The organism is Micrococcus sp. KRD077 (assembly GCF_017168505.1).
In the GTDB taxonomy this organism is placed as follows: domain Bacteria; phylum Actinomycetota; class Actinomycetes; order Actinomycetales; family Micrococcaceae; genus Micrococcus; species Micrococcus luteus.
Window position 1 is genome coordinate 118,390 of record NZ_JABFAZ010000002.1, and the last position, 23,655, is coordinate 142,044.

Genomic DNA, 23,655 nt, shown 5'->3' on the forward strand with positions numbered 1-23,655 from the left:
GGTTGGGCGTGCCGTCGGGGGAGTCGTCCTGGTGGACCTCGGTGACGGGCACGCGGATGCCGTGCTCGGCATCCTCGAGCCAGCCCAGACGGTGCGTGGGGTAGTTCTCCTCGGCGACGACCTCGGCCGTCGACTCGGCTGCGGGCAGGGGGGTGCGCTCGGAAACGGACATGGCCGCGGCTCCTTCTTCCTTCGCCGGAATGACCCGGACAGGTTCAGACGGTCTCCGGGCGGCGTCAGCCCGGTCTCAGCCCCGTGCCGTGGGGCTCCCGTGGGATGCGAGCGACCCTAGCACGTCCCCCGCGGGGTCTCACCGCCGCCGTCCGGCCATGCGGCCGGGCGCTCAGGCGCGCGCCGCGCGGGCCGCCCGGCGGCGCACCGTGGTGCGCTCGACGATCCACGTCACGACCAGCATCACGATGATGACGATGCCGGCGTAGCCGAGGACGGGGTAGACGGTGCCCACGAGGTCGGAGAAGCCGACGCTCGAGAGCAGGGTGGCGGCCAGGGCCGTGACGACGGCGATGACCCAGCCCGGCACGCGGCGCATCGAGGACAGCAGGGCGATGCGCTCCACCCCGCCGTACAGGCACGAGACCGCCGTCGTGAACTGCGCCAGCAGCAGGACGACCGTGTACAGCAGGGCGGCCCAGCCGCCGATCATCGCGGCCAGCTCGACCATGGGCAGCTCGGCGCGGCCGATGAGCTGGGCGTGGGCGGTCATCGCGGCCATCACCGCGCCGGCCATCACCACGAGGCCCAGGGCCCCGAGCCCGGCCCCGGCGACGAGGGAGCGGCCCGACGAGGAGCTCTCCTGCCCGATCGGGGCGAGCACCGCGTAGGCCAGCTGGATGTTGAAGGCCACGTACAGCACGCCCGAGAGCCACCACTGGTTGATCAGCGGGGACGAGGTCACGAGCGCGGCGACGTCGTCCACCGCGGCCCCCGGGTTCGCCAACCCCCACACCGCGACGCCGACGGCGACCACGATGATCAGGGGGACCACCACGGCCTGGACGCGCACGAGGCCCGTGATGCCGGCCAGCACCGAGACCACGCAGACGGCGGCCATCACCAGCGAGCCCACGAGCGAGGGCAGCCCGAACGCGGTGTGCACCGCCGCCCCGGCCCCGGCCAGCATGATCACCAGCGTCCCCAGCAGGGACGTGGTGATGCACAGGTCCGCGAACCAGGTGGGCACGCGCGACGTCGTGGGGTTCACGATCCGGTGGATGTCCGTGGTCCGCAGCTTCTGCGCCAGCCGCAGCACGATCACCGCGAGCAGGAAGAACAGCGCGCCGGCGATCACGAGCGCCCCCGTGCCGCCCCAGAGGCCGAAGCTCACGAAGTACTGCAGGATCTCGTTGCCCGAGGCGTACCCGGCGCCGATGGTGGTGCCGATGAACGTGGCGGCGATCCCGAGCGGGGAGGTCGGCCGCAGCGGCGCCGACTCCTCGGCTCGGCCGGGGTGCGCGGGAGAGCTCTCTGTGACGTGGGACATGCGACTACATTCTCATGGGCGGGATCGGCCCGGCCCGGGCGGCCGATCCGCCCCGACCCGAAGGAGCCCCCGCATGACCTCCGCCGTCCCCCGTGTGCTCAGCATCGCCGGCTCTGACTCCGGCGGCGGCGCCGGTGTCCAGGCCGACCTGAAGACCATCGCCGCGTGGGGCGGCTACGGGATGACCGCGATCACCGCGATCACCGCCCAGAACACGCAGGGCGTGCAGGCCGTCCACCCGCTGCCGGTGGACGTGGTGCGCGCCCAGCTCGACTCGGTCGCCGCCGACATCGCCGTGGACGCCGTGAAGATCGGCATGCTCGGCACGGTGGAGCTCATGCGGGCCGTCGCCGACTGGCTCGAGGAGACCCTGCCCGCCGTCGTCGTGCTGGACCCGGTCATGGTGGCCTCGAGCGGGGACGCCCTCACCGCGGTGGGCGACGACGACGGGCGCGCCGCGTGGTCCCGGCTGCTGCGGGCGGCGCACCTGGTGACCCCCAACCTGCCCGAGCTGGCCCGGCTGACCGGGCGGGACGCGACGGGCTGGGACGCCGCCCTCGACGCGGCCCGGGGCCTGGCAGCCGAGCACGACGTGACCGTCCTGCTCAAGGGCGGGCACCTGGACGAGGCCGAGGCGGCGGAGGTGCCGGACGCCGTCGTGCGCGTGGACGGAGCCGTGCACGAGGTGCGCGGCCCGCGCGTGACGACCCGCGCCTCGCACGGCACCGGCTGCACCCTCTCCTCGGCCCTGGCCACACTGGCCGGCGCGGGCCTGAGCTGGGAGGACGCACTCGAGCGGGCCAAGCCGTGGCTGGCCGACGCGATGCGGGCGGGGGAGGCGCTCGCGGTCGGGGACGCCTCGCGGCCGACGTGGCACGGGCCCGTCGACCACGGTCATGCGCAGCGGGGTTGAGGGCGGGACCTCCGGGCTTCGACACGTTCGAGGCGGGAAATCCGGCGAATACGCACCTCGGGACGTCCCATGAGGTCGATTTCCCGCCTCGAATGCCGGTGACCCGGACCTCCCGCTCCGCTCGAGCGTCCGGGTCCGCAGAACCCAGAAGAGCCGGACCACCGTGTCGCCACGGGGGTCCGGCTCTGTTCGCTCGTGCCCCCGGCAGGATTCGAACCTGCGGCCTTCTGCTCCGGAGGCAGACGCTCTATCCCCTGAGCTACGGAGGCGGGGGTCGCGACGCGTCGAGCGCGTTGCGGACTCGTCGACTCTACACCATCAGGACGGCCCGTCCGTGACCTCCCCGCGGGGCGCGTCAGCCGGGCAGGCCCGCGCGCAGGGTCCGGGCCGCGGCCTCGGGGTCCTCGGCCTGCGTCACGGCGCGGACCACCACGATCCGTTCCGCCCCGGCCGCGCGGACCTCGGGCAGCCGGTCCGCGTCGACGCCGCCGATGGCGAACCACGGCCGCGCCCCCGCCGGGTCCTCCGCGTCCAGGCGTGCGGCGAGGGTCGGCAGTTCCAGTCCGACGGCGGCCCGACCCGGCTTCGTGGGCGTCGCCCACACCGGCCCCGTGCAGAAGTAGTCCAGGCCGTCCTCCGCGCGGGCGCCGCGCACCTGCGCCTCGGTGTGGCACGAGCGGCCGAGCACCACGTCCGGGCCCAGCAGGGCGCGGCACTGCGCGGTGGTCAGGTCGGTCTGGCCCGTGTGGAACACGTCCACCCCGGCCAGGGCGGCGACGCCGGCGCGGTCGTTGGCGGCCGAGAGCGCCCCGTGCTCCCGGGCCAGCGGGACGAGCGTGGCGAACGCGGCCAGCTCGACCGCCACGTCCACGGCCTTGTCCCGCACCTGGATCACGTCCACACCGCCGCGGAACGCCGCCGCGCAGAAGTCGGCGAACGCGGCCGTGTCGAGCGTGCCGTCCGGGCGCAGGAACCGCTGCAGGTCGGTGCAGACGTACAGCCGGGAGGCGGCGAGGCGGGCGCGGCGGCGCGCGCCGGGGCCGGTGCCGCCGTCGTCGCGGCCGGCCGCGGTCATCAGGAGCGGATCGGGGGAGTGCATGCGCCCACTGTGGCAGACTGGCCGCTGTTCCATGGGAGCCCGGGCCGCACACGCCGGGCTGAGAGGGCCGCAGGGGCGCACCGCGCCGGCGCGGCCGACCATCACCACTCGATGCGGGTCATGCCGCCGTGAGGAGGACCGGTCCGTGCACGTGGCCGTCGTCGGGGCCGGGATCATCGGCCTCACCGCCGCCGTGCGTCTGCGTGCCGCAGGCCACGCCGTCACCCTGATCGCCCCCGAGCTGGACGCCGCCGGGCGCCCGCACGCCGTGGCCGGGGCCACCCACGCCGCGGCGGGGATGCTCGCGCCGCTCGCCGAGACCCAGTTCAGCCAGGACGACCTCGCCCCGCTGCTGCAGGCCGGCTGGGAGGCCTACCCGGCCCTCGTGGACCTGCTCGCCGCCTTCACCGATGTGGAGACGGGCTTCCTCGCACAGGGCGCCTGGATCGTGGCCGCGGACCCCTCGGACGCCCGCGCCTGGGACCACGTGCTCGAGCACGCCTCGATCCTCGGTCGCCGGGTCGAGCCCGTCTCCGTCCGCGCGCTGCGCCGCGCCGAGCCCGCCCTGGCCCCGGGCCTGGCCGCCGGCTTCGACGCCCCGGACGACCATCAGGTGGACCCGCGACGGCTCGCCGCCGCCTGCGTCGCCGCCCTGCGCGCCGAGACCGGACCCGACGGCGGCCCGCTCCCGGTCGGCGCCGGACCCGCCGCCCGGTTCGTGGCCGGACGCGTCACCGCCGCCGGCCCGGAGGGCGAGGGGGTGCGCCTCACGCTGGCCGACGGGGGCGTCCTCACCGCCGACGGCGCGGTCCTCGCCGCGGGCCTGGGCCACCGCGGGATCGGCGGCGCGGCCACCGCCGTCGAGGTCCCGCTGCGCCCCGTCCACGGCGACGTGCTGCGTCTGCGGGTGCGCCCCGAGCAGCTGCTGCCGGGGGAGTCGCACCTGATCACCCGCACCGTCCGCGGCCTCGTCCACGGGCGCCAGGTCTACCTCGTGCCCCGCGCGGACGGCACCCTCGTGGTCGGCGCCTCGGCCCGCGAGGACGGCCTGGCCGGCACCTCCGCCGGGGCCGTGCTGGACCTGCTCGCCGACGCCGCCGCGATCCTGCCCGCCGTCCGCGAGTGCGAGCTGGTCGAGATCACCACCGCCGCCCGCCCCGGCACCCCCGACGACGCCCCGCGCGTGCTCGCCGTGCCCGAGGCTCCGGGCGCCGTCGTCGCCACCGGCTTCCACCGTCACGGGATCCTGCTCGCCCCCTGGGCGGCCGGGCGGATCCTCGAGCTGCTGCACGCCCGCCTGAAGGAGATCGCATGAGCACCCTCACCCTGACCCTCAACGGAGAGCCCGCCGAGCTGGCCGTGGCCACCGTCCGCGACGTCGTCGCGCACGTCACCGGGCGCGCGATCGGCGAGGACGGCGCCGCCGCGGATGGGCGGCGGCTCGGCGTGGCCGTGGCGGTCGGCGGCGAGGTCGTGCCCCGGTCGGCCTGGGCCACCCGGGCGCTGGCCGCCGGGGACGAGGTCGACGTCGTCACCGCGGTGCAGGGGGGCTGAGCGATGGCCGAGCACCGCACCCCGCCCGCCGCCCCCGCGATCCCGCCGCTGCGGATCGGCGGCTACGACCTGGCCTCCCGGCTCATCATGGGCACGGGCGGCATCACCGACCTCACCGCCCTGGAGGGCGCCCTCGTCGCCTCCGGCACCACGCTCACCACCGTGGCGCTGCGCCGCTGGTCCGCGGACACCCGTGACGGCCTGGTCGCGCTGCTGGACCGCCTCGGTATCGACGTGCTGCCCAACACCGCCGGGTGCTACACCGCCCGGGACGCCGTGCTCACCGCCCGGCTCGGCCGGGAGGCGCTCGAGACCGACCTCGTGAAGGTCGAGGTCATCGCCGACGAGCGCACCCTGCTGCCCGACGTCGTCGAGACCCTCGAGGCCACCGAGCGGCTCGCCGCCGACGGCTTCACCGTCCTGGCCTACACGTCGGACGACCCCGCCATGGCGCTGCGCCTCGAACAGGCCGGCGCCGCCGCCGTCATGCCGCTGGGCTCGCCGATCGGCTCGGGGCTGGGCATCCTCAACCGCGCACACCTGGAGCTGATCGTCTCCCGCGCCTCCGTGCCGATCGTGCTCGACGCCGGCGTGGGCACCGCCTCGGACGTCGCCCTGGCGATGGAGGCCGGCTGCGACGCCGTGCTCGCCGCCTCGGCGATCACGCGCGCCGCCGAGCCCGCCCGCATGGCCCACGCGTGCCGGCTCGCGCTCGAGGCGGGCTTCCACGCCCGCCGTGCCGGGCGCATCCCGCGCCGCGAGCACGCCCTGGCCTCCTCGCCGATGGCCGGGCGGGTCACGGCCGAGGAGGACGAGCGGTGACCGCCGCCCTGGACCCCGCCGCCCGCGAGCCCCGCGACCTCACCGCGCTGTCCGACACCCAGCTCGAGCGCTTCGCCCGCCACCTGAGCCTGGACGGCTTCGGCCCAGAGGCCCAGCTGGCGCTGCTGCGCTCCCGCGTCCTCGTGGTCGGCGCCGGCGGCCTCGGGGCGCCCGTGCTGACCTACCTCGCCGCCGCGGGCGTGGGGGAGGTCCACGTGATCGACGACGACGTGGTGGACCGTTCCAACCTGCACCGCCAGGTGATCCACGCCGAGGCGGACCTCGGCCGCCCCAAGACCGCCTCCGCCGCCGCGACGATGCGCGGCCTGCACCCCGAGGTGCGCGTGGTCGAGCACCGCGAACGCCTGACCGCGGCCAACGCGCTCGAGCGGGTCGGCGCCGTGGACCTCGTGCTCGACGGCACGGACAACTACGCGACCCGCTACCTCGTGGCCGACGCGTGCGAGATCGCCGGCGTGCCCGTGGTGTGGGGCGCGATCCTGCGGTTCGCGGGGCAGGTGAGCGTGTTCGCCCCGGGCGGGCCGCTGTACCGGGACGTGTTCCCGGAGCGTCCCGAACCCGGCGAGGTGCCCTCGTGCGCGCAGGCCGGGGTGCTCGGGGTGCTGCCCGGGATCATCGGCTCCCTCATGGCGGCCGAGGCGATCAAGCTGCTCTCCGGGGTGGGCGAGCCCCTGGTCGGGCGGCTGCTCTCCGTGGACGCCCTGACGATGCGCTTCCGTGAGCTGCGGCTCGTGCCCGACCCCGAGCGGACCCCCGTGACGGACCTGTCCGCCCACGCGGACCAGGCCCCCCGCCCGGACGACGCCGGCGCCCCCGGCTCGGCGGAGGCGTGCGGCGCCGCGGGCGGGGAGATCGCCCCCGCCGCGCTGGCCGCCCTGCTCGCCGACCCCGCCCGGGCCGCGTCCCTCACCCTGCTCGACGTCCGCGAGGACTGGGAGCGCCGCCTGCGCCGCGTCGAGGCCCCCGCGGCGGTGGCCGATCGACACGTCCCGCTCGAGGCCGTCCTCGCGGAGCCGGCGGCCCACGCGCCCGGGCAGGACCGCGTCCTGGTGGTCTACTGCGCCGCCGGAGCCCGCTCGGCCCGGGCGCGGGACGCCGTCGTCGGGGCCGACCCGAGCGCCGGCGGGCGCGTCCTGTCCCTCGCCGGCGGCCTCGCCGCCTGGCCCGCCTGACCCCCCCACCCCGACGAACCCTGCGAGATGGCCCCCACCGCGGGCCGGAGGGGCCATCTCGCAGGGTTCGTTCGCACGCGCACGGGCGCGGCGGCCCTTCCGTAGACTTGCGCGGGTGAAGCCCGAAGACCTCTCCGCCCTGCTGTCCGCTGTCCTCACCGACGCCGTCGATGCCGGTGACCTCCCCGCCGCGCTGCGGGAGGAGATCACCCCCGCGCGCGTGAAGGTGGAGCGACCCCGCAGCCGCGAGCACGGCGACTGGGCCACCAACGTCGCCCTCCAGCTGGGCAAGAAGGCCGGGATGGCCCCGCGCGACCTCGCCGGGCTCGTAGCCGAGCGCCTGACCGACAAGCCGGGCATCGCCGCCGTCGACGTCGCCGGCCCCGGCTTTCTCAACGTCACCCTGGACGCGGCCTCGGCCGGCGCCCTGGCCCGCGAGATCGTCGAGGCCGGCCCGGAGTACGGCCGCAACGACGCCCTGGCCGGGCACACCGTGAACATGGAGTTCGTCTCCGCCAACCCCACCGGCCCGCTGCACATCGGCCACACCCGCTGGGCCGCGCTGGGCGACGCGATCGCCCGCCTGCTGCGTGCCTCCGGCGCGGACGTCACCGCCGAGTACTACGTCAACGACGCCGGCAACCAGATGAACGTGTTCGCCGACTCGGTCCTCGCCCGCCTGCACGGCCGCGACGTCCCCGCGGGCGGCTACCCGGGCGCGTACGTGCAGGAGCTGGCCGACGCCGTCGCCCTCGAGCACCCGGACGTGCGCGAGCTGACGGAGGAGGCCGCCCGCCCGGTGGTCCGCGAGGCCGCGTACCGGCTCCAGATGCAGGACATCAAGGACACGCTCGCCGCCTTCGACGTGCACTTCGACGTGTTCACCTCGGAGCAGACGCTCCACGACTCCGGCGCGATCGACCAGGCCGTGCAGCGGCTGCGCGAACAGGGCCACATCGAGGACCGCGAGGGCGCCGTGTGGCTCAAGACCACCGACTTCGGCGACGACAAGGACCGCGTGCTCATCCGCGCCAACGGCGAGCCCACCTACTTCGCCGCCGACGCCGCCTACTACCTCCACAAGCGCGACCGCGGCTTCGAGGAGAAGGTGTACCTGCTCGGCGCCGACCACCACGGCTACGTGAACCGCCTCAAGGCGATCGCCGCCGCCGCCGGCGACGACCCGGCGACGAACATCGAGATCCTCATCGGCCAGCTCATCTCGGTCAACGGCGCGAAGCTCTCCAAGCGCGCCGGCAACATCATCGAGCTCAAGGACCTCGTGGAGTGGCTCGGCCGCGACGCCCTGCGCTACGACCTGGCCCGCTACCCCGCGGACTCGCCCCTGACGATCGACCCCGAGCTGCTGCGCTCCGCCACGAACGACAACCCCGTCTACTACGTGCAGTACGCCCACGCCCGCGCCTCGGGCGCGGCGCGCACCGCGCAGGCCCACGGCGTGGACCGCTCCGAGTTCGACGCCGCCCTGCTCACCCACGCCACCGAGTCGGAGCTGCTGGCCCAGCTGGCGGAGTTCCCGGCCGTCGTCGGCGCGGCGGCGCGCCTGCGCGAGCCGCACCGCGTGGCCCGCCACCTCGAGGTGATCGCCGGGGCCTACCACTCCTGGTACGCCGCCTGCCGCATCGTGCCCATGCCCACCGACGACGGCACGCCGCGTCCCGTCGAGACCCTCAACCGCACCCGCCTGTGGCTCAACGACGCCACCGCCCAGGTGCTGGCCAACGGCCTGGGCCTGCTCGGCGTGTCCGCCCCGGAGAAGATGTGAGCGCCCGGATGAGGACGCCGCAGCCCGCCCCGCCTCTCCCCGCTCGCCCCCGCCTGGCTCCCCGCGCCGGGGGACCCGGACGCGCTCGTGCCCGGCCTGTGGGCCGCCGGCGTGGACCGTGCCGTCGACGGCGAGCTCACCGTCCAGGGCCTGCGCGCGAGCGCGCTCGCCGCGGAGTTCGGCACGCCGCTGCTCGTGGTGGACGAGGACGACTTCCGCGCCCGCGCCCGCGCGTTCCGCGAGGGCTTCGACGCCGCGTTCGCCGACCTGTGCGGGGGAGCGGACGTCTACTACGCCGGCAAGTCCATGCTCACCCTCTCCACCGCCCGCTGGGCGGCCGAGGAGGGCCTGCGCGTGGACACCGCCTCCGGCGGCGAGCTGGCGATCGCGCTGGCCGCCGGCGTCGACCCGGCCCACATCGGACTGCACGGCAACAACAAGTCGGACGCCGAGCTGCGCTCCGCCCTCGAGGCGGGCGTGGGCCGGATCATCGTGGACTCGCTCGACGAGCTCACCCACCTGGCCGCGCTCGCGTCCGAGGCCGGCCGCCGCGCCCCCGTGATGCTCCGGCTGACCCCGGGCGTGCACGCGCACACCCACGACTTCATCGCCACCGCGCACGAGGACCAGAAGTTCGGCCTCTCCCTGGCCCCGGCCTCCACCGACCGGGACGGCAACGTGGCCGGCCGCTCGCCGGCCGCCGTCGCCGTGGCCGCGGCCCTGGCGGCCGAGTCGATCGACCTGCTGGGCGTGCACTGCCACATCGGGTCCCAGATCTTCGAGGCCGAGGGCTTCGGGCTGGCGGCCGGACGCGTGCTCGAGTTCCTCGCCGAGGTCAAGGCCGAGCACGGGGTGGAGCTGGCCGAGCTCGACCTCGGTGGCGGCCACGGCATCGCCTACACGGCCGTGGACGAGCCGCGCCCGGCCGCGGAGATCGCCGACGCCCTCGCCGACGACGTCCAGAAGACCGTCGAGCGCCTCGGCCTGAGGTGCCCGCGGGTCTCGCTCGAGCCGGGGCGGGCCATCTCAGGCCCCGCGGGCCTGACCCTCTACACGGTCGGGGTGACCAAGACCGTGGACGCGGACGCCCCCCACGGCGGCACGGCGGCCCGCCGCTACGTCGCCGTGGACGGCGGCATGTCCGACAACCCGCGTCCCGTGCTCTACGACGCCGACTACACCGCCGTCTCCGCGCGCCGCACCTCGGAGGCCGAGCCGGTGCTCTCCCGCGTGGTGGGCAAGCACTGCGAGTCCGGCGACATCCTCGTCCGCGACGTGTACCTGCGGGCCGACCTGGGCCGCGGCGACCTGCTGGCCGTGCCGGCCACGGGCGCGTACACGCACGTGATGTCCTCGAACTACAACGCGCTGGCCCGCCCGGCCGTCGTCGCGGTCTCCGGCGGGCAGGCGCGGGTGATCATCCGCCGCGAGACGCAGGAGGACCTGTTCGCCCGCGAGGCCGATCCGCGCCTCGCCCGCTGAGGACGCGGGCGAGGCGCACCCGGCCGTCGGCCTCGGGCCCGGGTGGGTCCGTCCCGCTCTGCGGACACCGAGTGTCGCGCGGTGGGACGGGCCGGGGCGCCACGCTAGATTCGAGGCCAGCCGAACCGCGCGATCGCGCGGCCCCGACCCCCACCCTGGATCACGGAGGACCATGCCCCAGCACACCGACGCCCCCACCGCACTCAAGGTCGCCCTGCTGGGCGGCGGGACCGTGGGGTCCCAGACCGCCCGGATCCTCACCGAGGACGCCGACATCCTGCGGGACCGCGTGGGCGCCGACCTCGAGCTCACGGGCATCGCGGTGCGGGACACGGGCGCGACGCGCGACTGGCAGGCGGACCCGGCGCTCTACACCACCGACGCCGAGGCGCTCGTGGACGGCGCGGACGTCGTCATCGAGCTGATGGGCGGCATCGAGCCGGCCCGCACCCTGATCCTGCGCGCCCTGGCCGCCGGCACGTCCGTGGTGACGGGCAACAAGGCGCTGCTGGCCCAGCACGGCGAGGAGCTGTACGCCGCGGCCGCCGCCACCGGCGCGCAGCTCAGCTTCGAGGCCGCCGTCGCCGGCGCCATCCCGATCCTGCGCCCGCTGCGCGACTCTCTGGGCGGCGACCGCGTCACCCGCGTGATGGGCATCGCCAACGGCACCACCAACTTCATCCTCGACCGGATGGACTCCGAGGGGGCGGACTTCGACGACGCCCTCGCCGAGGCCCAGCGGCTCGGCTACGCCGAGGCCGACCCGACCGCCGACGTCGAGGGCCACGACGCCGCCGCGAAGGCCGCGATCCTGGCGACCATCGCGTTCGGGGCGCCGTACACACTGGACCAGGTGGCCGTCGCGGGCATCACCGCGATCACGGCCGAGGACAACGCCGCCGCCGCGGAGGCGGGCTACGTCATCAAGCTGCTGGCGATCGCCGAGCGCGGCCGCGCCGCCGACGGCGCCGAGGGCGCGGTCCTGCGCGTGCACCCCACCCTGCTGCCGCGGGAGCACCCGCTGGCCTCCGTGCGCGGGGCGTTCAACGCCGTCTTCGTGGAGGCCGACAACGCCGGCGAGCTCATGTTCTACGGTCCCGGCGCCGGCGGCGCCCCCACCGCCTCCGCGGTGATGGGCGACGTCGTCTCGATCGCCCAGCGCATCGTGCGCGGCGGCCCGGCGCGCCTGCGCACCCCCGTCACCGCCCTGCCCGCCCTGGACCCGGCCGAGGCCCACACCTCCTTCATGGTCGTGCTGCGCGCGGCGGACCAGCCCGGCGTGCTGCGCCGCGTCGCCGGGGTGTTCGAGGAGCACGGCGTCTCCATCGAGACGCTGCGCCAGGTCCCATCTGAGCGCGAGGACGCCCCCGGCGCGTCCCTGCGGCTGATCACCCACCGTGCGCGGCAGCGCGACCTCGACGCCACCGTCGAGGCGCTCGCCGCCCTGGACGTCGTCCACGAGGTCGCGTCCGTCCTCCGAGTCGAAGGGAACTGACCCATGGCACACCAGTGGCGCGGCGTCGTCCGCGAGTACGCCGACCGCCTGCCCGTCACCGAGGACACGCGCGTGATCACCCTCGGCGAGGGCGGCACCCCGCTCATCCACGCCCCCCACCTCTCCGAGCTGGTGCAGGGCACCGTGCACGTGAAGTTCGAGGGCATGAACCCGACCGGCTCCTTCAAAGACCGCGGCATGACCATGGCGATCACCGCGGCCGTCGCGGACGGTGCGAAGGCCGTCGTCTGCGCGTCCACCGGCAACACCTCCGCCTCGGCGGCGGCCTACGCCGCGCAGGCCGGGATCACGTGCGCCGTGCTCGTGCCTGAGGGGAAGATCTCGATGGGCAAGATGTCCCAGGCCGTGGCCCACGGCGCGGAGATCCTCCAGGTGCAGGGCAACTTCGACGACTGCCTCGAGGTGGCCCGCAAGCTGGCCGAGAACTACCCCGTGTTCCTCGTGAACTCCGTCAACCCGGCCCGCATCGAGGGGCAGAAGACCGGCGCGTTCGAGGTCGTGGACACCCTCGGCGACGCCCCGGACTACCACCTGCTGCCCGTGGGCAACGCGGGCAACATCACCGCGTACTGGAAGGGCTACCGCGAGTACGCCGCCCCCTACGTGAACCCGCACGAGGGCGCCTCGGACGCCGAGCTGCCCGCGGTGGCCACGAAGACCCCCGTGATGTGGGGCTTCCAGGCCGCGGGCGCCGCCCCGATCGTCCAGGGCCACCCCGTGACCGACCCGGACACGATCGCCACCGCCATCCGGATCGGCAACCCGGCCTCGTGGGAGCAGGCCGAGGCCGCCCGCGACGAGTCCGGCGGGATGATCGACTCCGTCACGGACGAGGAGATCCTCGAGGCCCATCGCTGGCTCTCCGCGAAGGAGGGGGTGTTCGTCGAGCCCGCCTCCGCCGCCGGCGTCGCCGGGCTGCTCAAGCACCACGCCGCCGGGAACGTGCCGGCCGGCAAGAGCTGGGTCATCACCGTCACCGGCCACGGCCTCAAGGACCCGCAGTGGGCCCTGCGCGGCGCCGACGGCGCCGACGTGACCCCGCGCTCGGTGCCGTTCGACGTGGTCACCGTCGCCCAGGCCCTCGGCCTGAGCTGAGCCATGGCCGCACCGCAGCCGCTGGCGCCCGGGACCGCCGCGTCCGTCTCCGTCCCCGCCACCTCCGCCAACCTCGGCCCCGGCTTCGACTCGATGGGCCTGGCCCTGGAGCTGCGCGACGAGGTGACGCTCACGGTCGTGGCGGGCCCCGACGTCGCGGAGGTCGTGGGGGAGGGGGAGGCCACCCTGCCGCGGGACGGCGCGCACCTGATCCTGCGCCTGGCGCACGAGCACCTGCGGGACCGCGGGTTCACCGCGCCGGGGCTGCACCTGCGCGCCGTGAACCGGATCCCGCACGCCCGCGGGCTCGGCTCGTCCGCGGCCGCCGTCGTCGCGGCCTACGCCGCGGCCGAGGCCCTGCTGCCGGCCGCGCTGCGCCGGGCGCCCGCGGACCTGCTCGAGGCGGCCACCCGCTTCGAGGGGCACCCGGACAACGTCGCCCCCGCGCTCGTGGGCGGGGCCACCGTCTCCTGGACCCGTGACGACGTCCCCGGCCCGGCCACGGCGCGGCTGCGGCTGCACGAGCGCGTGGTGCCGGTGGTCGCGATCCCGGACACCGAGCTGTCCACCCACGTCGCCCGGGGCGTGCTGCCCGCCGAGGTGCCCCACGCCGTGGCGGCGGCCCAGGCCGGCCGTGCCGCGCTGCTCGTCCACGCGCTGGCGGAGGACCCCGCGCTGCTGCCGGCCGCCACACGGGACTGGCTGCACCAGGAGCCGCGCGCCGTGACCATGCCGGCCAGCGCCGCACTGGTCGCGGGGCTGCGCGAGCGCGGCCACGCCGCCGTCGTCTCCGGCGCGGGTCCCACGGTGCTCGCGCTGTGCGACGGCGTCCAGGCGGCCGAGCACGCCGCGGAGGCGGCGCGTGCTCTGACGGCGGACGGGGCGGCCGCCTGGCGCGTGCTGGTGCCGTGCGTGGCCGTGGACGGTGTTAGGGTGGAATCACTCCACCACGGCTGACCCCACCGCCTCGCGCGGCCCGGGTCTCCGGTGCCCGGGCCTGCGACGGCCGGACGCACCGTGCGCCGTCGGCCGGAACCCCGCCGCGATCCATCCCGTGCTACGCACGGCCGAATGCGGGACCCCCTCCGGCTCGGTCGAGTCCGGACGCCTCCGCCCCGTCACGCAGCGACTGCGCACGATCAGGGGAGGCGCCACTGCTGAGTTCACACCATGAAACCCGGTTTTCTGGGGCGCCGCTGCGCGGCCCGACCGGATGCACACCGCAGCCCGACGCGCCACGCGCCGCCGGGCCGCATTCGAGGGAGAAGGAACCTTCGTGACCGAATCCACGGAACAGACCACGCCGACGAACGGCGGTGGCCTGGCCTCGCTCAAGCTCGCCCAGCTCCAGGCCCTGGCCTCCCAGCTCGGCATCGCCGGCGGCTCGCGCATGCGCAAGGCCGACCTGGTGACCGCGATCTCCGACCACCAGCGCGGCGGCTCCGTGGCGGACCGCGACGCCGCCGAGCGCGCGGCCCAGGCCCCCGCGGCCCCCGCCGCCGAGGCCGTCCCGGCGGCCGCGTCCTCTCAGGACGCCGCCCCGGCCGCCGAGCGCCCGGCCCGCCGCCGCTCGCGCCGCGCCGACGCCGACACCTCCGCTCCGGCCGCCGTCGCCCAGGACGGGCAGCCCCAGGCCGAGGCCCGCGAGGCCCAGACCGAGCAGGCCCCCCGGGAGACCGCCTCGGACCAGGATCGGTCCGGGGGGTCCGAGACCCGCGACGAGGGCGAGGACCGCCCGCAGTCCGAGCGCCGTTCCCGCGGCCGCCGCCGCGCCGGCGACGACGACGCCCAGCAGGGTCAGGACCGTCGCTCCGACGGCGCCCAGGGCGAGGACGGCGCCGACGCGGACCGCCGCGGCGACCGGGAGGACCGTGATGACAACGGGCGCGAGAACGGCCGCGGCCGCAACGGCCGCAACGGGCGGGACCGCGACAACGGCCGCGACCGCGAGAACGGCCGCGACCGCGAGAACGGCCGCGAGAACAATCGGGACCGTGAGAACGGCCGCGACGGCTCCCGCGAGCAGCGCGGCGACAAGTCCGAGGACGGCGGCCGGGGCGACGGCGGACGCGGGGACCGCAGCCGCCGCGACGACCGCGACGACGAGGGCGGCCGCAACCGTCGCAACCGCCGCAACCGCAACGAGCGCGGCCGCAACCGCCGTGGCCGCGGCGGCCCCGAGGTCGACGAGACCGAGCTGACCGAGGACGACGTCCTGCAGCCCGTGGCCGGCATCCTCGACGTGCTGGACAACTACGCGTTCGTCCGCACCTCCGGCTACCTGCCGGGCCCGAACGACGTCTACGTCTCCCTGGCCATGGTGAAGAAGTACGGTCTGCGCAAGGGCGACGCCGTCGTCGGCGCGATCCGCGCCCCGCGCGACGGCGAGAAGCAGCAGCACCACGGTGGCGGCTCCAACCGTCAGAAGTTCAACGCCCTGGTGAAGATCTCCTCGGTCAACGGTCAGCCCGCCGTCGAGCACCCGCAGCGCGTGGAGTTCGGCAAGCTCGTGCCCCTGTACCCGCAGGAGCGCCTGCGCCTGGAGACCGATCCCAAGCTGATCGGCCCCCGCGTGATCGATCTGGTCAGCCCCATCGGCAAGGGCCAGCGTGGCCTCATCGTCTCCCCGCCCAAGGCCGGCAAGACGATGATCCTGCAGTCGATCGCCAACGCGATCAAGACGAACAACCCCGAGGTCCACCTCATGATGGTGCTCGTCGACGAGCGCCCCGAGGAGGTCACCGACATGCAGCGGTCGGTGGACGGCGAGGTCATCGCCTCCACGTTCGACCGCCCGGCGGACGACCACACCACTCTCGCCGAGCTGGCCATCGAGCGCGCCAAGCGCCTCGTGGAGATGGGCCGCGACGTCGTCGTGCTGCTCGACTCCATGACCCGCCTGGGCCGCGCCTACAACCTGGCCGCCCCGGCCTCGGGCCGCATCCTCTCCGGCGGTGTTGACTCCTCGGCGCTGTACCCGCCGAAGAAGTTCTTCGGCGCCGCCCGCAACATCGAGAACGGCGGCTCGCTGACCATCCTGGCCACCGCGCTGGTCGAGACCGGCTCGCGCATGGACGAGGTGATCTTCGAGGAGTTCAAGGGCACCGGCAACATGGAGCTGCGCCTGTCCCGCCACCTCGCGGAGCGCCGCATCTTCCCGGCGGTGGACGTCAACGCGTCCGGCACCCGCCGCGAGGAGGCCCTGCTCTCGCAGGAGGAGGTCAAGATCATGTGGAAGCTGCGCCGGGTGCTCTCCGGCCTCGAGCAGCAGCAGGCCCTCGACCTGCTCACCAACAAGATCAAGGACACCGCGTCCAACGCCGAGTTCCTCATGCTGGTCTCCAAGACCACGCTGGGGTCCAAGGGCGACGACTGACCGTCCCGTCGCACGGCCCCGTCCCGCCCGGGGGAGCTCGTCTCCGCCGGACGGGGCGGGGCCGTCCGCGTCGGACAGCCCGGCCCGCTGAGGCCGGAGGAGGAGAGGCACGCACGTGTTCGATTCGGACCAGCGGCGCGAGGCCGTGGATCGGCTCCTGGCGGAGCATCGCGAGCTGACGGCGCGCCTGTCCGACCCGGCGGTGCACCAGGACCCGGCACTCGCCCGGCGGCTGAACCGGCGGTTCGCCGAGCTCGGCGCCGTGGTGACGGCCCACCGCGCCTGGTCGGCGGCCGCGGAGGAGCTGGCCGACGCGCGGGAACTGGCCGCGGCCGGCGACGACGACGCGGCGGCCTTCGCGGCCGAGGTGCCCGGTCTGGAGGCGGCCGAGGCGGAGGCCGCCGAACGGCTGCGCCGGCTGCTGATCCCGCGCGACCCCGACGACGCGCGCGACGTGATCCTCGAGATCAAGGGCGGCGAGGGCGGCGAGGAGGCGGCCCTGTTCGCCGGCGACCTGCTGCGCATGTACCTGCGCTACGCCGAGTCCCGGGGCTGGAAGACGGAGGTCCTCTCCGCCACGCACTCCGACCTGGGCGGCTACAAGGACGTCCATGTGGCGGTGCGGGGGAGCGCGGCCGACCCGGCCGACGGCGTCTACGCCCGGCTCAAGTTCGAGGGCGGCGTGCACCGCGTGCAACGCGTGCCCGTCACCGAGTCCCAGGGCCGCATCCACACCTCCGCCGCCGGCGTGCTCGTGCTGCCCGAGGTGGACGCCCCGGACGAGGTCCACCTCGATCCGAACGACCTCAAGGTGGACGTCTTCCGCTCCTCCGGGCCGGGCGGCCAGTCCGTCAACACGACCGACTCCGCGGTGCGCCTGACGCACCTGCCCACGGGGATCGTCGTCTCCATGCAGAACGAGAAGTCCCAGATCCAGAACCGCGAGGCCGCGCTGCGCGTGCTGCGGTCGCGGCTGCTCGAGCGGCAGCGGGCGGAGCAGGACGCCGAGGACTCCGCGGCGCGCGCCGCGCAGGTGCGCACCATGGACCGCTCGGAACGCATCCGCACCTACAACTTCCCGGAGAACCGGATCGCGGACCACCGCACCGGCTACAAGGCGCACAACCTCGACGCGGTCCTCGACGGCGACCTCGAGGCCGTGATCGCCTCCTGCCTCGCCCTCGACGAGCAGCGGCGGCTCGCCGCGCTGGGCGGGGACGCGTGAGCGCACCGGCCTGGTCCGCGCTGCTGCGCGACGCCGCCGCCCGCCTGACCGCGGTGGGCATCGACTCACCGCGCGTGGACGCCGAGCTGCTGCTGGCCCACGTGCTCGGCCTCGACCGCGGCGCGCTGCTGGCCCGGGTGTTCGCCGGTGCCGTGGCCGAGCCCGCGCAGGCGGCGGCGTTCGAGGCGCTCGTCGGACGCCGCGCCGCCCGCGAGCCCGTCCAGCACCTGACCGGCGTCGCGCACTTCCACGGGCTCGACCTCGCGGTCGGCCCGGGCGTCTTCATCCCGCGGCCGGAGACCGAGCTGCTCGTGGAGACCGTTGTGGCCGACCTGGCCGCGCGGCCGGCGGCGGGCGTCGTGGTGGACCTGTGCACCGGCTCCGGCGCGATCGCCGCGGCTGTCGCGGCGTGGGGCGAGGCGCGGGGCCGCGCGCTCGCCGTCACCGCCGTCGAGCTCGACCCGACGGCGGCCGACTGGGCCCGGCGGAACCTCGCCCCGCGCGGGGTCGACCTGCGACAAGGCGACGCCCTTGTCGCATGCCCCGACCTCGAGGGCCGCGTGGACGTCGTCGTGAGCAACCCGCCCTATGTGCCCGAGGCCGAGGTGCCCGCCCAGCCCGAGGCCCGACTGGACCCGGCGCGGGCGCTCTACGGCGGGGACACGCCCGGGCTGCGGATCCCGCGGGCCATCGCGCACCGGGCGGCGGGCCTGCTCGCCCCGGGCGGCCTCTTCGCCATGGAGCACCACGAGACGCAGGGCCCGGCGCTCCTGGCCGCCCTCGACGCGGACCCCCGGTTCACGGGCGTCCGCGTGCACCCGGACCTCACCGGACGAGACCGGTTCCTGACGGCGCGCCGGTCCTGCGAAGCCGCGGCGGGCGCGGAGGTGGAAGAATGACCGACGTGAGTGACTTCATCGACGTCTCGGATCCGGCCGCCCTCGAGGATGCCGTGGCCCGCGCCCGCGAGGTCCTCGCGGACCGCGGCTGCGTGGTCCTGCCCACGGACACCGTCTACGGCATCGGAGCGGACGCGTTCTCCCCGCTGGCCGTGGCCGTGCTGCTGGCCGCCAAGGGCCGTGGCCGCACCATGCCGCCGCCCGTGCTCATCGCGGACCGCCGCGTCATGGCCGGCCTCGCGTACGACGTGCCGGAGGAGGCCGAGGCCCTCGCCGGGCGCTTCTGGCCCGGCGCCCTCACGCTCATCCTCAAGTCCCAGCCCACGCTGACCTGGGACCTCGGCGAGACCCGCGGCACCGTCGCCCTGCGCGTGCCCGACGACGCGGTGGCCCGCGAACTGCTCTACGCCGTCGGCCCCATGGCCGTCTCCAGCGCGAACCGCACCGGCATGGACGCCGCCACCACCGCCGACGCCGCCCGCTCGATGCTGGGGGAGTCCGTGGCCCTCTACCTCGACGCCGGCCCCCGCGAGAGCCGGGATCCCTCGACGATCGTGGACTGCACCGTCACCCCGTTCCGCGTGGCCCGGCAGGGCTCCGTGCCCCTGGAGGAGCTGCGCGCGGTGGTGCCGGACCTGCTCGCCGAGGGCGAGGAGCCGCCGGTCGCCGCCGAGCGGATCGCGGCCGCCGACGACGCCGCCGCGGCGCGCCCCGCCGACCGGGAGGCCTGACCGGCCCCCATGCGCGCGTATCTCGTCCTGGTCATGGTCACGGCCGTCGCCTGCGGGGCCCTGACGCCCCTCATGCGCCGGCTGGGGCTGGGCGCGCGCGTGTTCACCCCGCTGCGCCAGCGGGATGTGCATCGGCACCCCGTGCCGAAGCTGGGCGGCGTGGCCATGGCCGCGGCCGTGCTGGTGGGATTCGCCGTCGGGGGAGTCGTGCCGTTCCTCCAGGGGATCTACGCGGACGACGCCGCGATGCGCGGGCTCCTGGTCGCCGTCGCCGTCGTGCTCGTCGTGGGCATCGCCGACGACATGTGGGACCTGCGCTGGTGGGTGAAGATGGCCGGCCAGGTGCTGGCCGGACTCGCGGTGGCCCTGGGCGGGATCCGCATCGAGGCGATGCCGGTGGGCTGGATCCCGGTGGGGAACGAGACCACGCAGGTCATCCTCACGGTGTTCGCCGTGGTGCTGACGATGAACGCGATCAACTTCGTGGACGGTCTGGACGGCCTGGCGGCGGGCGTCGCGCTGATCGGCGGCTCGGCCTTCTTCGTCTACTCGTATCTGCTGACGCGGACCATCAACCAGTTCGACTACGCCAACCTCGCCACCCTGCTCATGGCCCTGCTCGTCGGCGCGTGCGTGGGCTTCCTGCCGTGGAACCTGTCCCCGGCCCGCATCTTCATGGGCGAGGTGGGGGCCATGCTCATCGGCCTGCTGATGGCCGCGGCCGCGGTCGCCGTGACCGCCGACGTCAACGCCCTGGACGGGATGCGCTTCCGCAACGTCCCCGCCTACATGCCGATCCTGCTGCCCGTCGCCGTCCTCGCCCTGCCGCTCGCGGACCTCGCCCTGGCCGTGCTGCGGCGCACGGCCAAGGGCACCAGCCCCTTCTCGGCGGACCGCGGGCACCTGCACCACAAGCTCGTGGACGGCGGCTACACCCAGGCGCAGGCCGTCGCGCTGCTCTGGCTCTGGGCGTTCCTCGTGGCATGGGGCGCGGTGTCCCTGAACTTCGTGGACCACATGATCGTCCTGCCCGTGCTCGCCGTGGCCCTGGCCGGAGCCGGCTACCTCACCCTGCATCCGATCGTGGAGCGCCGTCGCGCGGACCGGCACGACGCCGCGGCCCACCCGGACGAGCGGGGGGACGCGTGACCGGGGCGGGCGGCCGCCGACGCCGGCGCCGCTGGGAGAACCGCCGCGGCTGGTGGGGGATCCTCGGGTGGTCCCTGACCGCGGCGGGGGCTGCCCTGGCGATCACGTGCGCCGCGTGGCTGCTCTCCGTCGGCGGGGAGGCGGCCGGGAGCGCCCTGCTGGGCGGCGGCGCGGTGCTCGCGCTCTCGGCGCTCACCGGGGCGACGACGGCACTCGTGTGGGACCGGGCGCGCGAGGCGGCGCTGCCGGTCAGCGTGGGGCTGTTCGTGCTCAAGATCGCGGTGTTCGCGGTGCTGCTGGGGGTCCTGCCCCGCCCCGGCTGGGTCCGGGCGGACGCGGCGGCGATCGCCGCCCTCGTGACGATCCTCGTCTGGCAGGCCGCGGAGGTCCTCGTCTTCGCGCGGACCCGCCGCGGGATCTACACCGACTGACCCGCCCGAGGGGCGAAGACACCGAGCCGGGGGCCATGTCGTGGGCCCCTTCTGCGGTACGGAGCACGGGTCACCGTTTGGTATCGTTGGCGGCGAACACTTCGACGGCGCCCACCTGCCGCCATCCGTGTCTCGCATCGCACCGGTACCCCCGCAATGTCGCGGCGCCCGCCTGTGGTCCGGGGACGAGGCTGCGGTCCCGTCGACTGCATCACTTCGGAGAGGAACCGCGTGCTGACCCTCGTGCTGGCCAACGCATCATTCGTGCCCCCCACCATCTCTGATGGTCACCTCCCGGAGATCTTCCCCTGGGGTGCGGAGTACGGCACCGGCTTCGGCAAGCAGATGCTGCTCGTCCTGCTCTCCGTAGTGCTCATCACCGCCTTCTTCGCGTGGGCCATGCGCCGTCCCCGGCTCGTGCCCGGCAAGGCCCAGTGGCTCGCCGAGTCCGGCTACTCCTTCGTCCGGAACGACATCGCGAAGGACATCCTGGGCGAGAAGAACTTCAAGCAGTGGGTCCCGCTGCTCTTCTCCATCTTCTTCTTCGTGCTGCTGAACAACCTGTTCGGCGCCATCCCGGTGCTGCAGCTGCCGACCTTCTCCCACGCGGGCGCCGCCTACGGCCTGGCCCTCATCGTCTACGCGATCTGGATCGGCGTCGGCATCAAGCGCCACGGCGTGCGCTACCTGAAGCTGGCCGTCGTGCCCTCGGGTGTGCCCGGCTGGATCCTGCCGCTGCTCGTGCCGCTGGAGATCATCTCCAACTTCATCGTGCGCCCGCTGACCCACTCCCTGCGTCTGATGGCCACCATGCTCTCTGGCCACATGATCGTGATGCTCGCCGGCGCCGGTGCCGCCTACCTGATCACGCAGACCGGCAGCCTGGCCCTGCAGGGCACCGGCATCCTGGTCATCCTCGGCTCGGTGGCCCTGTACTTCCTCGAGCTGCTGATCATGTACCTGCAGGCCTTCGTCTTCACGCTGCTGACCGCGATCTACATCCAGGGCGCGATCGACGCGAACGACCACTGATCTTCCGGGGCCGCCTCGGGCACGACCCAGGCGGCCGCGGTACGGCGGGAGAGCCCGCCACCAGTCTTCCCGGCCCTCCGCAGGAGGACCACCCGGGAGGCCGACCCTCCACAACCCGGCCGGACACCTCGGCCTCGTGAAAGGAACACCATGGAACTGCACGGTTCGCTCAACATGATCGGCTACGGCCTCGCCGCCATCGGCTCCGCCATCGGCGTGGGCCTGATCTTCGCCGCCTACATCAACGGCGTCGCCCGTCAGCCGGAGGCCCAGCGCATCCTGCAGCCGATCGCCCTCCTGGGCTTCGCGCTCGCCGAGGCCCTCGCCATCCTGGGCCTCGTCTTCGCCTTCGTCATCGGCGCCTGACGCGCCGCGTCCACGGAGCGCCCGCACGGTGAGACCGTCGGTGCTCCATCTCCACAGGACTCTTGACCGAAGGATGGTTGAAACATGATCAGCAACGGACTGATCCTCGCGGCGGCTGAGGGGGCCAACCCCCTGATCCCCAACCCGTGGGAGATCCTCGTCGTCGTGGTGGGCTTCGCCCTGCTCATGTTCATCGTCATCAAGTTCATCGTCCCGACCCTCGAGAAGTCCTACCAGGACCGTGTCGAGGCGATCGAGGGCGGTCTGGCCAAGGCTGAGAAGGCCCAGGCCGAGGCGAACGCGATGATGGCGGACTACGAGTCGCAGCTGGCGGACGCCCGCACCGAGGCGAACCGCATCCGCGAGGATGCCCGCACCGAGGCCGCCGAGATCGTGGCCGAGGCGCGCGAGCGCGCGACCGCCGAGGCGACGCGCATCTCCGAGCAGGCGCAGGCGCAGATCGCCGCCGAGCGTCAGCAGGCCGCCGCGCAGCTCAAGGGCGAGGTCGGCTCGCTGGCCACGACCCTGGCCGGCAAGATCGTGGGCGAGTCCCTCGAGGACGACGCCCGCTCGCAGCGCGTGGTCGACCGCTTCCTGGCTGACCTGGACCGTCACCAGAGCGCAGGTGTCGCCGAATGATGACGGGCGCATCGAGGGACTCCCTGGCCGCCTCCCTGGAGGCCGTCGGTCCGGTGCTGGACGAGGGCGGCGTGGCCCTGGCACGCGAGCTGTTCGGCGCGCTGGACGTGGTGGACGAGCACGGCGCGCTGCGCCGCGCCCTGACCGACCCCGCCTGGACCACCGAGCGCCGTCACGGCCTCGTCGACTCGCTGTTCGGCGCCCGGGTGACCCCCGGTGCACTGCAGGTCCTGAAGGACCTGGCCGGCCGCCGCTGGTCGGCGGAGCGCGATCTCGGGGACGCCCTCGAGACGGTGGCCGCGCACGCGGCCGCCGCGGAGGCCGCACGCGGCGGACACGCGGGCCTGGCCGCCCTCTCGGGCGAGCTGCTGGCCTTCAACCGCACGGTGGAGGACTCGCACGAGGTGCAGCGGGCGCTCACCGATCAGCACGCACCCCTCGAGGCACGGGCCGCTCTGGCCGGTCGTCTCCTGGGCGAGTCGGCCAGCCCGGCCGGCCGACTGCTGGTCGAGCGCGCCGTCTCGGCCCCGCGCGGCCTGAAGCCGTCGGCCGCCGTCCGCAAGGCCGCGGACGTCGTCGCCGAGCGGCAGCGCCAGTGGATCGCCGAGGTGACCGTGGCCCGGCCGCTCGAGGCCGAGCAGCAGGAGCGGCTGGCCCTGGGCCTGCGCCGCGCCTTCGGCCGCGATCTCGTCATGGACGTGACGGTGGACCCCCACGTGGTGGGCGGCATCCGCGTCCAGGTCGGCGACGACGTCGTCGACGGGTCCATGGCCTCGCGCCTCCACGACCTCCAGCGGCGGATGGCCGGCTGACGCCGGCTCCCGCCCGCATCCGGAACACCCACGA

The 23,655-nt window shown here is 74.9% G+C and carries 22 protein-coding genes and 1 tRNA gene; 20 read left to right on the forward strand and 3 right to left on the reverse strand.

Going from position 1 to position 23,655, the window contains the following annotated elements; genetic code table 11:
* Positions 1 to 343: 343 nt before the first annotated feature.
* Complete coding sequence (locus J1M39_RS00555) at positions 344 to 1,501, reverse strand: YkvI family membrane protein (RefSeq protein WP_134416578.1); 1,158 nt, start codon at positions 1,499 to 1,501, stop codon at positions 344 to 346.
* A 73-nt stretch (positions 1,502 to 1,574) separates the two neighbouring features.
* On the opposite strand from J1M39_RS00555, the gene thiD reads away from it, so the two are divergent.
* Positions 1,575 to 2,414 carry a bifunctional hydroxymethylpyrimidine kinase/phosphomethylpyrimidine kinase gene (gene thiD / locus J1M39_RS00560; protein ID WP_145950652.1) on the forward strand — a complete coding sequence of 280 codons (840 nt, stop codon included), beginning with the start codon at positions 1,575 to 1,577 and terminating at the stop codon, positions 2,412 to 2,414.
* Between the two features lie 196 nt (positions 2,415 to 2,610).
* On the opposite strand, the gene J1M39_RS00565 is transcribed toward thiD, so the two are convergent.
* Together J1M39_RS00565 and thiE are read right to left on the reverse strand one after the other, a co-directional pair.
* Positions 2,611 to 2,683, reverse strand: a tRNA-Arg gene (locus tag J1M39_RS00565).
* An 86-nt stretch (positions 2,684 to 2,769) separates the two neighbouring features.
* Complete coding sequence (thiE, locus tag J1M39_RS00570) at positions 2,770 to 3,513, reverse strand: thiamine phosphate synthase (protein WP_206496361.1); 744 nt, start codon at positions 3,511 to 3,513, stop codon at positions 2,770 to 2,772.
* A 145-nt stretch (positions 3,514 to 3,658) separates the two neighbouring features.
* On the opposite strand from thiE, the gene J1M39_RS00575 reads away from it, so the two are divergent.
* The 19 genes from J1M39_RS00575 (at position 3,659) to J1M39_RS00665 (ending at position 23,621) form a co-directional block, all read left to right on the forward strand.
* Positions 3,659 to 4,828: an FAD-dependent oxidoreductase gene (locus J1M39_RS00575; protein WP_036316589.1), complete on the forward strand. Its 1,170-nt coding sequence runs from the start codon at positions 3,659 to 3,661 to the stop codon at positions 4,826 to 4,828.
* Entirely contained in the window at positions 4,825 to 5,067 is a 243-nt protein-coding gene (thiS, locus tag J1M39_RS00580) for a sulfur carrier protein ThiS (protein WP_036381688.1), read from the forward strand. Before J1M39_RS00575 ends, thiS begins: the two co-directional genes overlap by 4 nt.
* A 3-nt stretch (positions 5,068 to 5,070) precedes the next feature.
* On the forward strand, positions 5,071 to 5,889 hold the full coding sequence (locus J1M39_RS00585; RefSeq protein WP_036316581.1) for a thiazole synthase: 819 nt from the start codon (positions 5,071 to 5,073) through the stop codon (positions 5,887 to 5,889).
* Positions 5,886 to 7,082: a molybdopterin-synthase adenylyltransferase MoeB gene (gene moeB, locus J1M39_RS00590; protein WP_073115749.1), complete on the forward strand. Its 1,197-nt coding sequence runs from the start codon at positions 5,886 to 5,888 to the stop codon at positions 7,080 to 7,082. Before J1M39_RS00585 ends, moeB begins: the two co-directional genes overlap by 4 nt.
* Before the next feature lie 115 nt (positions 7,083 to 7,197).
* Positions 7,198 to 8,868, forward strand: coding sequence for an arginine--tRNA ligase (argS, locus tag J1M39_RS00595; protein WP_206496362.1), 1,671 nt, complete (start codon positions 7,198 to 7,200; stop codon positions 8,866 to 8,868).
* Positions 8,869 to 8,955: 87 nt separating this feature from the next.
* Positions 8,956 to 10,350 (forward strand): diaminopimelate decarboxylase, encoded by a 1,395-nt coding sequence (gene lysA, locus J1M39_RS00600; protein ID WP_342356351.1) that lies wholly within the window; start codon positions 8,956 to 8,958, stop codon positions 10,348 to 10,350.
* A 172-nt stretch (positions 10,351 to 10,522) separates the two neighbouring features.
* Complete coding sequence (locus tag J1M39_RS00605) at positions 10,523 to 11,845, forward strand: homoserine dehydrogenase (protein ID WP_044659213.1); 1,323 nt, start codon at positions 10,523 to 10,525, stop codon at positions 11,843 to 11,845.
* Positions 11,846 to 11,848: 3 nt separating this feature from the next.
* A complete protein-coding gene (gene thrC / locus J1M39_RS00610) occupies positions 11,849 to 12,961 on the forward strand; it encodes a threonine synthase (protein WP_036313078.1) in 1,113 nt (370 codons plus the stop codon).
* A gap of 3 nt (positions 12,962 to 12,964) precedes the next feature.
* On the forward strand, positions 12,965 to 13,918 hold the full coding sequence (gene thrB, locus J1M39_RS00615; RefSeq protein ID WP_069942035.1) for a homoserine kinase: 954 nt from the start codon (positions 12,965 to 12,967) through the stop codon (positions 13,916 to 13,918).
* A gap of 319 nt (positions 13,919 to 14,237) precedes the next feature.
* The gene (gene rho, locus J1M39_RS00620) at positions 14,238 to 16,337 is read left to right on the forward strand and encodes a transcription termination factor Rho (protein WP_159228054.1); all 2,100 of its coding nucleotides are present in this window, start codon (positions 14,238 to 14,240) and stop codon (positions 16,335 to 16,337) included.
* A 115-nt stretch (positions 16,338 to 16,452) separates the two neighbouring features.
* Positions 16,453 to 17,562 (forward strand): peptide chain release factor 1, encoded by a 1,110-nt coding sequence (prfA, locus tag J1M39_RS00625; RefSeq protein WP_115165158.1) that lies wholly within the window; start codon positions 16,453 to 16,455, stop codon positions 17,560 to 17,562.
* Entirely contained in the window at positions 17,559 to 18,461 is a 903-nt protein-coding gene (prmC, locus tag J1M39_RS00630) for a peptide chain release factor N(5)-glutamine methyltransferase (protein ID WP_159228055.1), read from the forward strand. The genes prfA and prmC overlap by 4 nt, the downstream gene beginning before the upstream one ends.
* Positions 18,458 to 19,192, forward strand: coding sequence for an L-threonylcarbamoyladenylate synthase (locus tag J1M39_RS00635; protein ID WP_036313064.1), 735 nt, complete (start codon positions 18,458 to 18,460; stop codon positions 19,190 to 19,192). Before prmC ends, J1M39_RS00635 begins: the two co-directional genes overlap by 4 nt.
* 9 nt (positions 19,193 to 19,201) lie before the next feature.
* Positions 19,202 to 20,341 carry an MraY family glycosyltransferase gene (locus J1M39_RS00640; protein ID WP_036382187.1) on the forward strand — a complete coding sequence of 380 codons (1,140 nt, stop codon included), beginning with the start codon at positions 19,202 to 19,204 and terminating at the stop codon, positions 20,339 to 20,341.
* Positions 20,338 to 20,772, forward strand: a complete 435-nt coding sequence (locus J1M39_RS00645) for a hypothetical protein (RefSeq protein WP_036382185.1) — start codon at positions 20,338 to 20,340, stop codon at positions 20,770 to 20,772. Before J1M39_RS00640 ends, J1M39_RS00645 begins: the two co-directional genes overlap by 4 nt.
* A gap of 231 nt (positions 20,773 to 21,003) precedes the next feature.
* Positions 21,004 to 21,804: a F0F1 ATP synthase subunit A gene (gene atpB, locus J1M39_RS00650; protein ID WP_036382182.1), complete on the forward strand. Its 801-nt coding sequence runs from the start codon at positions 21,004 to 21,006 to the stop codon at positions 21,802 to 21,804.
* 150 nt (positions 21,805 to 21,954) lie between these two features.
* Entirely contained in the window at positions 21,955 to 22,170 is a 216-nt protein-coding gene (locus tag J1M39_RS00655) for an ATP synthase subunit C (RefSeq protein ID WP_002857264.1), read from the forward strand.
* A gap of 84 nt (positions 22,171 to 22,254) precedes the next feature.
* Positions 22,255 to 22,809 (forward strand): F0F1 ATP synthase subunit B, encoded by a 555-nt coding sequence (locus J1M39_RS00660; protein WP_002857262.1) that lies wholly within the window; start codon positions 22,255 to 22,257, stop codon positions 22,807 to 22,809.
* Positions 22,806 to 23,621, forward strand: coding sequence for a F0F1 ATP synthase subunit delta (locus J1M39_RS00665; protein WP_052833434.1), 816 nt, complete (start codon positions 22,806 to 22,808; stop codon positions 23,619 to 23,621). The genes J1M39_RS00660 and J1M39_RS00665 overlap by 4 nt, the downstream gene beginning before the upstream one ends.
* Positions 23,622 to 23,655: the final 34 nt, after the last annotated feature.